At 67.9% G+C, this 10,849-nt stretch carries 9 protein-coding genes and 2 tRNA genes; 4 read left to right on the top strand and 7 right to left on the bottom strand.

Annotated features, from left to right (window positions below):
- Position 1: 1 nt before the first annotated feature.
- From WFH44_RS19835 to tadA, 5 genes are all read right to left on the bottom strand, one after another.
- On the bottom strand, positions 2-1,366 hold the full coding sequence (locus WFH44_RS19835; protein WP_336716147.1) for a flotillin family protein: 1,365 nt from the start codon (positions 1,364-1,366) through the stop codon (positions 2-4).
- 156 nt (positions 1,367-1,522) lie between these two features.
- On the bottom strand, positions 1,523-2,365 hold the full coding sequence (locus WFH44_RS19840; RefSeq protein WP_336716149.1) for a thioesterase family protein: 843 nt from the start codon (positions 2,363-2,365) through the stop codon (positions 1,523-1,525).
- 71 nt (positions 2,366-2,436) lie between these two features.
- Complete coding sequence (locus WFH44_RS19845; protein WP_336716150.1) at positions 2,437-3,483, bottom strand: tellurite resistance/C4-dicarboxylate transporter family protein; 1,047 nt, start codon at positions 3,481-3,483, stop codon at positions 2,437-2,439.
- 77 nt (positions 3,484-3,560) lie between these two features.
- A tRNA-Ser gene (locus tag WFH44_RS19850) sits at positions 3,561-3,650 on the bottom strand.
- 55 nt (positions 3,651-3,705) lie between these two features.
- Positions 3,706-4,182, bottom strand: coding sequence for a tRNA adenosine(34) deaminase TadA (gene tadA / locus WFH44_RS19855; protein ID WP_336716152.1), 477 nt, complete (start codon positions 4,180-4,182; stop codon positions 3,706-3,708).
- A gap of 131 nt (positions 4,183-4,313) precedes the next feature.
- Between tadA and upp the strand changes: the two genes are divergently transcribed.
- Together upp and WFH44_RS19865 are read left to right on the top strand one after the other, a co-directional pair.
- Complete coding sequence (gene upp / locus WFH44_RS19860) at positions 4,314-4,949, top strand: uracil phosphoribosyltransferase (protein ID WP_336716154.1); 636 nt, start codon at positions 4,314-4,316, stop codon at positions 4,947-4,949.
- A 513-nt stretch (positions 4,950-5,462) separates the two neighbouring features.
- Complete coding sequence (locus WFH44_RS19865; protein ID WP_336716156.1) at positions 5,463-6,317, top strand: winged helix-turn-helix domain-containing protein; 855 nt, start codon at positions 5,463-5,465, stop codon at positions 6,315-6,317.
- An 87-nt stretch (positions 6,318-6,404) separates the two neighbouring features.
- Here WFH44_RS19865 and WFH44_RS19870 read toward each other — a convergent pair whose 3' ends face one another.
- Entirely contained in the window at positions 6,405-7,862 is a 1,458-nt protein-coding gene (locus WFH44_RS19870; protein ID WP_336716158.1) for a dihydrolipoyl dehydrogenase family protein, read from the bottom strand.
- Positions 7,863-7,934: 72 nt separating this feature from the next.
- Here WFH44_RS19870 and WFH44_RS19875 point away from each other — a divergent pair, with 72 nt between their 5' ends.
- A complete protein-coding gene (locus WFH44_RS19875) occupies positions 7,935-8,456 on the top strand; it encodes a SixA phosphatase family protein (protein WP_336716160.1) in 522 nt (173 codons plus the stop codon).
- Between the two features lie 149 nt (positions 8,457-8,605).
- On the opposite strand, the gene WFH44_RS19880 is transcribed toward WFH44_RS19875, so the two are convergent.
- Positions 8,606-8,682, bottom strand: a tRNA-Arg gene (locus WFH44_RS19880).
- 318 nt (positions 8,683-9,000) lie between these two features.
- On the opposite strand from WFH44_RS19880, the gene WFH44_RS19885 reads away from it, so the two are divergent.
- Complete coding sequence (locus tag WFH44_RS19885) at positions 9,001-10,839, top strand: phosphoenolpyruvate carboxykinase (GTP) (protein ID WP_336716162.1); 1,839 nt, start codon at positions 9,001-9,003, stop codon at positions 10,837-10,839.
- The last annotated feature ends 10 nt before the right edge of the window (positions 10,840-10,849 follow it).

The raw sequence follows: 10,849 nt of genomic DNA on the forward strand, positions 1-10,849 counted from the left end.
ATCAGCGGTGCGTTTCCCCGTTCGAGGAAACGACCGGGGCTTCCATGAAGCCCTCGGGCGCCGCGGTCCGGCTGCCGTCCTTGTGCTCCGAGGCGACGTTCCGCGCCAGGTCGGCTAGGTCGACGCCGGTCAGCGACTTGAGCATCGAGAGCGTCTCGGCGAGGTTGGTGGTCACGCTCTGGCTGAGCTTGCCCGCCCCGTCGTTGGAGATGACCGTCAGGTCCTTGATCTGGCCGTACGGAGCCGCGAGCTCACGGGCGACCTCCGGCAGCGTGGCCAGCATCCGGTCGAGGACGGCGGCATCGTTGAACTGCTTGTATGCTTCCGCCTTCGCCAGGGTGGCGGACGCCTCGGCCTCGCCCTGGGCACGGACGGCCGCGGCCTGCGCGGCGCCTTCGAGCTCGACCGCCTGCGCGTCCGCCCGGCGGCGCGCCAGCTCGGCCTCGGCGGCCAGGAATGCTGCGGCCTTCGCGGCTTCGGCGATCTGGACCTGGCGGTAACGCTCGGCGTCGGCCGGGCGGCGGACCTCGGTGTCCAGCTGCTTGGCCTTCAGCTCGGCCTGCCGGACGGCGACCAGCTCCTCCTGCTCGAGGATGCGCTGCTGCTGGGCGGCTTCGGCCAGCGGGCCGGCGGCATTGGCGCTGGCCAGTCGGGCGTCCGTCTCTTCCTTGATCTCGGCCTGCTTCAGCGCCAGCGTCTGCTGGGCCACCGCGACCTTCTCGTCCGCCAGGGCCTGGGCCTCGGCGGCTTCACGGGTCGCCTGGGCCTCGGCGATGGCGGCCAGCTTCGCGACCTCGGCGGCCTGCGGGCGGCCCATGTTGGTGATGTAGTCGCCCTGGTCGTCGACCGACGAGATCTGGAAGGTGTCGATGACCAGCCCCTGGTTGTTCATCGAATGTTCCGCCTCCTCCGAGACGGAGGCGGCGAAGGAGGCACGGTCCTGGATGATCTGTTCCACCGTGAGGGTGCCGACGACGGCGCGCAGCGAACCGGCCAGGATTTCCTGGGTGTAGTGGTCGATCTGTTCCTGCTGGTTGAGGAAGCGCTGGGCTGCGCGCCGGATGGAGACGTCGTCCCCGCCGACCTTGACCTGGGCCACGCCGGTCAGCTGCAGCTGGATGCCGTTCTTGGAGATGCCTTCGATGTCCACCCGGATCTGCCGGGAGGCCAGCGACATGCTGTAGGTGCGCTGCACGAACGGATAGACGATGACGCGGCCGCCGGAGACGACCTTCTGGTCCTCCTGGCCGCCGCGGCCGGTGATGATGAGTGCTTCGGACGGGCCGGCGACGCGGTAGGCACGCATGATGCCTACCAGGACGACGAGGACAATGACGGCGATGGCGGCCAAATAGCCAAGTTCCATGGCGATGCGACTTTCGTTGAGACTGGACGGATGATGCGGTGACCGCCGCGGACTCGCATCACGCCGGTACCCCCGCTTCCGATCCTAGCCGCCGGCCGATTGGCGTTACCGTCCCGTGATTCCGGCTGTGGAAAGGGCCAGCTGCCGGTGTCCGGCCTAGCCTTCGGGGGAGGGGAACTTCCGGACCGTGAGGATCTGCGCCGCGCGTCCCACGAGGCCCTGTTCGTCGAAGAGGTCGGAGGCCGTCAGCCCGACCCCGTCGGGCCCGAAGTGCACGCGCGTGTCCAGCCCCGTCCAGCCGCCGGCAGGCTGGCGGAACAGATGGACGGTCAGGTCGAGGTTGGGGAACATGTACTCCCGGGGGTCCTGGCGCACGGCGATGCCGTTGGCGGTGTCCACGAACGCCAGGAAACGCGCCACCGGATCGGAATCCTCGCCGTCGACCAGGGCGTACGGGCCACGCACCCAGACCGCCGCGTTCCCGGGACCGCGGTCTGCGACACTGCGGAACTCGGTCGAATGGATGAACCCGCCGTCCCAGACGGAGCGGACCTCGGCGGGGGGACACTCGTGCGGCGGAGGCAGGACGCCGCCGTCGCCGCCTGCGACCTCCGCGGTGTCTCCGGTCAGCAGCCGCCAGACAAAGGCCCGGATGGCCGGGCGGCCGTTGCCGCTCATCGTGGCCTCGATCAGTTCGATGGTCCGGCCCGGACGGATCACCTCGGTGCTGACCTCGACCTCGCCGCCCGGAATGATGCCCAGGATCTCGAAGGTCACCTGGCTCAGCGCCATCTCAGGACGCGGATGGTTCCGCTGCACGGCGTGGATCAGCAGGCCGGACGCCGGCGCCATGTGCTGTTCGTGGTCGTTCCAGGCGCCCTGGGAATGCAGCGTGGAATGGAAGCGGGTGGCGTCCAGCCGGAGGTAGTAGGAATCCGGAACAGGTTCGCTCTGCGCGCCAATGTGCTCGGTGGCGGCGGTCATGATGGAGTCGGCCATCCTCCCACTGTAACGACGGGCGGGGCAGGCGGCGGATGCAGCACCGGGCCGCGGGCGGCGCCGGCGCGTGCTCAGGGCCGCGGCCGGATCAGAGTGCGCCACAGGTGCCGGCACATGGCCGCGAACACCAGGAGCCAGACCAGGCAGGCGACCCAGAGCCAGGCCGCCCCGATGCCCCCGAGCACCGGCAGGCCGTCCGCCTCCCCGACCGTCAGGCACGCGACCGTGTACATACCGACGGGGAAGACGATGCTCCACAACGTCGGCTCGTAGTTCAGGGGGACCCGGTGGACAAAGTGCCGCCACCACCCGGCCGCCACCAGTGCCGGAATGAGCCAGGTGGCGAAGGCCCAGCAGACCACGGAGAGCCCGGCGACCAGGCCGCGGACCACGGTGACCATGGGAGTGTCTTCCATTTCCACGATGCGCGCCCCGGCCACCACGGTGATGGCCATCGCCCCCATCGCCACCCAGTAGGACGGCGTCAGGTCCACGGGCTTGAGTTCGTAGAGCATCATGCGCAGCGCGACGAAGACCCCGCAGGCCGCGTACAGGAAGATGCCGACGGACCAGGAGAACACCGCAAGGACGGCGAGCTCGCGGCGCAGCAGCGGCAGCGCCGGCTCGAGGGTGGCGGCCGCCACGGCGCAGGACTGGCTTGCCACGGCCCAGATGAACCAGGTGCCGTTGGCGGTCGCCACTACCGGGCGCGCGGTCCTGCCGAGGACGGCCGTCCACGGAACCACGTAGCCCAAGATGAGCCAGGCGCCGAACCCCACGGCCAGCAGCGCCGAGGTCCAGCCGAGCCGGCCCTCCATCGCCAACCGGATGCCGAGCACATTGGTGCCCGCGACGAAGGTGAAGAAGCCGAAGCCCCGGCGGGGATCATGGAATTCCTCGACCAGCCTCGCACGGTGGCGGAGCAGCCGCAGCAGGTGGAGGGCGAGGATGAGGATGTATCCGGCGGCGCACACGGCCAGCAGGACCAGCGAGGCGGCGTGGAACTTCTGGATCTGCAGCGCGATGGAAACGATGCCGCTGCCCATGACGAGCGCGAAATAGCCGGGCGCCAGTGAGGCGATGGCGTCGTCCACCCGGCCCGACAGTCCTGTACCCACGCAGCCCAGCTTAAAGGCCGCTCGGTAAAGCAGCAGCCCCGCCGCGGATAACCGGGGCGGGGCTGCTGCTTTTTAGCTGGCGGTGACGGTGGGATTTGAACCCACGTTGGCTGTTACACCAAACAACATTTCGAGTGTTGCACCTTCGGCCGCTCGGACACGTCACCAACGCAGAGCAACTTTACCGGGTGATTGCCCATTGGCCCAAAACGTCCTTGTCGGCTAGCTGTCATGGCTGCGATGTGCCTCGAAGAAGCGGCGCAGGACGTCGCCGCACTCGTCCTCGCGCACGCCGGGGTAGACCTCTACCCAATGGTTGAGCCGGCGCTCGCGCAGGATGTCGAAGACGCTGCCCGCCGCACCGGCCTTGGGGTCCCACGCGCCGAAGACCACCGTGGGGATCCGGGCCAGCACCGTTGCGCCGGCGCACATCGCGCACGGCTCCAGCGTGACCACGAGGGTGCAGCCGTCGAGCCGCCAGGAACCAAGCACCCCGGCAGCTTCCCGGATGGCGACCACCTCGGCGTGGGCCGTGGGGTCGTGGCGCGCCTCGCGCTCGTTGCGCCCGGTGCCGATCACCGCACCGTCCGGGCCAATAACGACGGCGCCGATGGGCACGTCCGCGGTGTCCAGTGCCGCGCGGGCCTCGGCCAGGGCCAATTCCATCCAGGCGCCGTGCCGGCGGTCCACTTCGGTCATGGCCCCATTCTCGCTCAGCATCGCCGGGCGGCATTTCCGAGCTCCGCCCAACAGCGAGGTGTGCCCGACGGCGACGTCTGCATCCCGGGGGGATGTTTGTGCTGGACAGGGGCCGCCGGTAGTTTTGTGGCATGCGCGTTCTCGAAGTGGACCACCCCCTTGTTGCCCATAAACTCACGGTGCTCCGCGACAAGACCACCCCGTCGCCGGTCTTCCGCCAGCTGACCGAGGAGCTCGTCACGTTGCTGGCATATGAGGCGACCCGGGATGTGCGCACCGAGCCGGTGGAGATCGAAACGCCGGTCACCCGAACGGTGGGCACGGCCTTCACCAAACCGACCCCGCTGGTCGTGCCGATCCTCCGGGCCGGGCTGGGCATGCTCGAGGGCATGACCAAGCTGGTCCCCACCGCCGAAGTCGGCTTCCTGGGCATGGCCCGCAATGAGGAAACCCTCGAGGCCATCACCTACGCCGAGCGGCTGCCCGCCGACCTCACCGGCCGGCAGGTCTTCGTGCTGGACCCGATGCTTGCCACCGGCGGCACCCTGCGGGAGGCCGTCAAGTTCCTCTTCCGGCGCGGCGCCGCGGACGTAACCTGCATCTGCCTGCTGGCCGCACCCGAGGGTTTGAAGGTGCTGGAGGAAGAGCTCGGCGGGACCAACGTGACCATTGTGGTCGCATCGATCGACGAGAAGCTCGACGAGAAGGCCTACATCGTGCCGGGTCTCGGGGACGCAGGCGACCGGCTCTACGGCGTCGCCGGGTAGCGCACGCCCCGCGGCCCGTGGCCGGGTGGAAACAGACGCCGAACGCGCCCGTCCAAATATTGAACCGGATGCATGGTAAGGCGACTTGTGATCGTTCAAAGAACTGGCTATTCGGGCAACAATGCATAGTTATTCATTACTGACCATGCGTTTCATTCAGAGTAAGCCGATATTTATTCAGCCTGCTGATTGTGACTTATGGCACGTTATGCGCTGAACTGTCCAAATAATGAGACGAACGCCCTATTGTTACTTGCACGTACGGAATATTACGGCGAAACTCAGAGACGTGAACAACATTCCAGCCGCACCTGCGCAGGCAGCAATCCATCCCGGTCCCCATACCGGCTGGACGATGTGCTGTTGTCGAATGCAGGCCTGACCTCACCACCCCTTCGAGATCGATCAGGCAAAAAATCCAGCGTCCCAATGGCGGGCACAGAGCATCCCGTGCGGGGCACACCATGCATTCGCGCCGCGATGACGGCCATTCACACAAAGGTTTTAGGGAACATGTCAGTTTCATCCGGATACGTCCACATCTCCGTACGCAATGCCCAGAACCGCGCCGCCGCAGCGCAGCGCCAGGGTGTAGCCCGGCAGCCCTATGGCGGCCAGCCAGCCGCCGGGCATCCCGGACAGCAGCAGTATCGCGTGCTGCGCTCTGTTCCCGGGCAGTACGACGGCGACAGTGCCGCGCCCACCACCGCGCCGACTCCGGTCGTCACGCCCAATGGCATCCCGGGCCCGCAGGCAGTCTCGGCGGACACGGTTGCTCGGGGGTTCGTCCTGTATGTGGGCCTTGACGAGTCCGCCGCAGCGGCAGCCGGCACGTCGCTGACAAAGCTCGCGTCGCAGATCCGCTCCTACGTCCAGAGCCTGGTGCCCGGAGCTCAGAGCCACGCCGCCGTCGCCATCGCCCCGGCGGATGCGCCCGGCGAGAATATCGACGTCGTCCGCCAGGCCCTCGGGGACCCGACGGCCGGCCGCCGGCCCCGGACCGAGCCTCAGCGCGCCCCGCAGCCCGCCCAGCAGTCGGCCCGGCCCAGCGGCGTGCTGATCGACCTCTCCCGCCGCGAAGTCCACCTCGACGGGGAGTCGCTGAACCTCACGTTCAAGGAGTTCGAACTGCTGAACTACCTGGTCGAGAACGCCTCGCGGACCGTCGGCCGCGATGAGCTGCTCTCCGGCCTGTGGAAGAACGCCGAGGAAGTCCCGAACGAGCGGACCATCGACGTGCACATCCGCCGCCTCCGCTCCAAGCTGGGCCGCCTGGCCAACACGGTGCGGACCGTCCGCGGCCAGGGCTACCGTTTCTACGAGCACCCCGAGGTTGTCGTCTGGGCGGCCCCGGAGTACTCCATCTAGGTCCGGCCCGAACCCCGGCCCGCCCGCAGCGCCCTTTTAGGAACCGGCACCAGCAGCCGCCTAACCCCGCGCTGCGGGCGCGTCAGCTTAAAGTCCGTACTCCTCCAGCAGCCGGAGCCACACTTCGCTGATCGTCGGGTACGCCGGCACGGCATGCCAGAGCCGCTCCAGCGGCACCTCCCCGACGACGGCAATGGTGGCGGCGTGCAGGAGTTCGGACACGTCCGGGCCGGCAAACGTGGCGCCGAGCAGCACCTTGCGGTTTTCGTCCACGACCAGCTGCGCCCAGCCGTCGTAGCCGTCCGCGTGCAGCGCGGAGCCTGCGACGGCGATCGGCAGTTCGGTGGCTGAGGCGTCCAGGCCGCGCTCCCGGGCCTTTTCGAGCGTCAGCCCGACCATCGCCACCTCGGGATCCGTGAAGACGACGGACGGGACCGCCCGCTCGTCCGCCGTCGCCGTGTACTTGCTCCACGGGGCCGGTTCCTTGTCGCCGTCCAGGCTCCCGGCCGCCCGCGCCGCGATCGCGTCTCCGGCGGCCCTGGCCTCGTACTTGCCCTGATGGGTCAGCAGCACCTTGCCCGCGGCGTCGCCGACCGCGTACAGCCACTGTCCGGGGACGCCGGCCACCAGCCCGGTGGCATCCGTCCTCAGCTCCTCGGGCACCAGCCCCACCTGTTCCAGGCCCAGTGCGGCCAAGGCCGGCCGCCGCCCGGTGGCTACCAGCAGCCGTTCCGCGCTGACCGGGCCAACCGCGGCAGCACTCGTACCGCCGTCGTTAGCGGCCGCAAACTCCGCTCGGACGCCCTCGCCCTCCCGGGCCACCGATTCCGTCGCAGTGTGCAGCCGCACGTCCACGCCGTCGGCCCGCAGGCCGGCCTCGACCAGCCGCTGCGCCGGCTCCGGGTATGCGGAAAGCAGGCCTCGGCGGGCCACGAGCGTGACGGTGGAGCCGAGACGCGCGAAGGCCTGCGCGAGCTCGACGCCGGAGACCCCGCCACCCAGCACCAGCAGGCTTCGCGGCACTTCCCGGGCGGCGGTGGCCTCCCGCGTTCCCCAGAACGGCACCTCGTCCAGTCCCGGGACCGGAGGCACCGAGGGGGTCGAGCCAGTAGCCAGAACGACGGCGTGGCGCGCCTCGATCGCCGTCGTCCCCTCGTCCGTGGCCACCTCGACCCTCTTCCTGCCCGCCAGGCGCGCCGTCCCGCGCAGGAGTTCGATGCCGGCGCCGCGGACCCATTCGACCTGGGATGAGTCCTTCCAGTCCGAGGTGAACGCGGTCCGGCGGGCCAGGACAGCCTCGCGGTCCAGCGCGCCCGTGGCAGCCTGCCGGGCCCCGTCGACCCGCCGGGCGGCTGCCAGGGCGGTTCCGGGGCGCAGCAGGGCCTTGGAGGGCATGCAGGCCCAGTAGGAGCATTCCCCGCCGACCAGGTCCTTCTCTATCAGGATGGTCTTCAGGCCGGACGCCGCGGTGCGTCCCGCGAGATTCTCGCCGACGGCGCCGCCGCCGATCACGACGACGTCCGCGGCCAGTGTCTGGTTGGTCATGGACCGAGCCTCGCAGGTGGGGGAGGGCGGCACAAGGCCCTGTCGGGGGCGGGGCGGAATAGACTGGCGGGCATGAGCGCCCACCGTCCGCGGAAACTGATGATCATGCGCCACGCCAAGTCTGCGTGGCCGCTCGGCGTGGAGGACCACGAACGGCCTCTGGCCCAGCGCGGACACAACGAGGCGCCGATGGTGGGGCGGTGGATGGCCAAGCACCACCATGTGCCCGACTTCATCCTGTGTTCCTCGGCGCTGCGGACCCGGCAGACCTGCACATGGGTCTGCAGCGAGCTCGGCGACAAGGCGCCGACGCCGATGCTCTCCGATGCCCTCTACGACGCGACGGCCACGCAGGTGCTCAGCGAGATCAACCAGCTGCCGGACACCATCACCAGCCTGCTCGTGATCAGCCACATGCCGGCGGTGCAGGACCTGGCGATGCGGCTGGCCTCGGTGGAATCGGACGAGGAGGCCGTGATGAACATGGCCTCGCACTATCCGACGTCGGGCCTGACGGTCCTGGAGCACGGGAAGAGCTGGGCGGAACTGGATGGCCGGGATGCGAAGGTCACGGCCTTCATTGTGAAGCGCTGAGACGCACCGGTGCGCAGCGCCGGCAGCGGGACCGGCCGCTGGACGCCGTTCAAGGGACGGAGGCCGTTCGATGAACGGCCTTGGATGGGCCGGAAAAGCTGAAGGGCCGGGAAAGCAAAAGGACCCGGCCGAAACCGGGTCCTTCTTGTTGGTGCGCCCAGAGGGATTCGAACCCCCGGCCTTCTGTTCCGTAGACAGACGCTCTATCCAGCTGAGCTATGGGCGCTTGGCCTCGCGGCCGGATATAACTCTAGCCTGTTTACCTCCCAGTCACCAAATCGGCGGAGGTGTGATCTGTGCCGCCCTCGTCCAGCCGCGTAATTCCGGGACTTTTGGCCCTTCTGGCACCCATTCGGCTCAATATGAACTAGACCGGTCTATATGACCTTAATCACATAACCTGTACGATGAGGACTGGAAATTCCGCGGAATCTCGGGGGCGAAGCAAAATGAAGGGCGGAATGTGACGGACAACAACAATTCCGCCCAACATCGCGCCCCCTAACATCAATAAACACCACTGGCCCGATGGAAGGGAAGAGTCATGGGCATTACCGCGCGTCAGCCGCTTCTTGACGAATCGCTCGAGAACGCACCAACTACACACGCCAAGCTTCTGGCCTGGGTTGCCGAAGTTTCCGAGCTGACGCAGCCCGACTCCGTCTATTGGGTGGACGGTTCCGAAGCCGAGAACACCAGGCTCACCGACGAACTCGTCGAGGCAGGCACCCTGAAGCGCCTGAACCCGGAGCTCTTCCCCAACTCCTTCGCCGGCTCTTCGGATCCGAAGGACGTGGCCCGGGTCGAGGAACGCACGTTTATCTGCTCGGAGAACGAGCGCGATGCGGGATTCACCAACAACTGGATGGATCCGGCCGAAATGAAGGCCATCCTGACGGAGCGCTTCAAGGGCAGCATGCGCGGACGCACAATGTACGTGATTCCGTTCGTGATGGGCCATCTGGATGCCGAGGACCCGAAGTTCGGCGTTGAGATCACCGACAGCGCCTACGTTGTCGCGTCCATGCGCATCATGGCCCGCATCGGCACGGACGTGCTGCGGAAGATGGAAGAGACGGACGCTTTCTTTGTCCCGGCCCTGCATTCCGTCGGCGCCCCGCTGGAGCCGGGCGAGCAGGATGTCCCGTGGCCGTGCAACGAGGAGAAGTGGATCGTGCACTTCCCCGAGGAGCGTTCCATCTGGTCCTACGGCTCCGGCTATGGCGGCAACGCGCTGCTGGGCAAGAAGTGCTACTCGCTGCGCATCGCCTCCGTGATGGCGCGCGACGAGGGCTGGCTGGCCGAGCACATGCTGATCCTCAAGCTGACCAGCCCGGAGAACAAGAGCTACCACATCGCTGCCGCCTTCCCTTCCGCCTGCGGCAAGACGAACCTGGCGCTGCTCGATCCCACCATCGACGGGTGGAAGGCCGAGACCCTGGGCGACGACATCAACTGGATGCGCTTCGGCAAGGACGGTGAGCTGCGCGGCGTGAACCCCGAGGCCGGGCTGTTCGGCGTCGCTCCCGGAACCGGCTGGAGCACCAACCCGAACGCCATGCGGGCCATCGCCAAGGGCAACTCGATCTTCACCAACGTTGCGTTGACCGACGACGGCGGTGTCTGGTGGGAGGGCATGACCGAGGAGACCCCGGCACACCTGACCGACTGGCAGGGCAACGACTGGACTCCGGAATCCGGTCGTCCGGCCGCGCACCCGAACTCACGGTTCTGCACGCCGATCGATCAGATCGACATGCTGGCCGATGACTACCACAACCCGCAGGGCGTCAAGATCGACGCGATCCTGTTTGGCGGCCGCCGCAAGACGACCGTTCCGCTGGTCACCGAGGCGCACGACTGGGCGCACGGCATCTTCATGGGTGCAACGCTGTCGTCCGAAACGACGGCCGCCGCCGCCGGCGCCGTCGGTGTAGTGCGCCGCGACCCGATGGCTATGCTGCCCTTCATCGGCTACGACGCGGGCGACTACCTCAAGCACTGGATCACCGTCTCGGGCAAGAGCGACGCGGAGCACCTGCCCAAGATCTTCCTGGTGAACTGGTTCCGCCGCACGGCCGACGGCGGCTTCGCCTGGCCGGGCTTCGGTGACAACTCGCGCGTGCTGAAGTGGGCCATCGAGCGCATCGAAGGTAAGGCGGATGCCGTCGAGACCCCGATCGGCTACATCCCGACCCCGGATTCCCTGGACCTGACCGGCCTGGACCTGACGCCGGCCGATGTCGAGGATGCCGTGAAGGTGGACCCGAAGGAGTGGCACGAAGAGGTCAAGGGCATCGAGGAATGGTTCGCCCGCTTCGGCGACTCCCTGCCGGCCGAACTGGCCGCGCAGCTGGACGAGCTGAAGGAGCGCTTCGCCTGATCCGTCCCCG

The sequence above is a fragment of the Arthrobacter sp. USHLN218 genome (assembly GCF_037144715.1).
Taxonomy (GTDB): domain Bacteria; phylum Actinomycetota; class Actinomycetes; order Actinomycetales; family Micrococcaceae; genus Crystallibacter.

Bases quoted from the DNA above. Each gene is read 5' to 3' on its own strand.
- tadA (WP_336716152.1), bottom strand. From the start codon at position 4,182: ATGACCGAAGTGGACCGCCGGCACGGCGCCTGGATGGAATTGGCCCTG.
- WFH44_RS19865 (WP_336716156.1), top strand. From the start codon at position 5,463: ATGTCAGTTTCATCCGGATACGTCCACATCTCCGTACGCAATGCCCAG.
- WFH44_RS19835 (WP_336716147.1), bottom strand. From the start codon at position 1,366: ATGGAACTTGGCTATTTGGCCGCCATCGCCGTCATTGTCCTCGTCGTC.
- WFH44_RS19885 (WP_336716162.1), top strand. From the start codon at position 9,001: ATGGGCATTACCGCGCGTCAGCCGCTTCTTGACGAATCGCTCGAGAAC.
- WFH44_RS19870 (WP_336716158.1), bottom strand. From the start codon at position 7,862: ATGACCAACCAGACACTGGCCGCGGACGTCGTCGTGATCGGCGGCGGC.
- WFH44_RS19840 (WP_336716149.1), bottom strand. From the start codon at position 2,365: ATGGCCGACTCCATCATGACCGCCGCCACCGAGCACATTGGCGCGCAG.
- upp (WP_336716154.1), top strand. From the start codon at position 4,314: ATGCGCGTTCTCGAAGTGGACCACCCCCTTGTTGCCCATAAACTCACG.
- WFH44_RS19875 (WP_336716160.1), top strand. From the start codon at position 7,935: ATGAGCGCCCACCGTCCGCGGAAACTGATGATCATGCGCCACGCCAAG.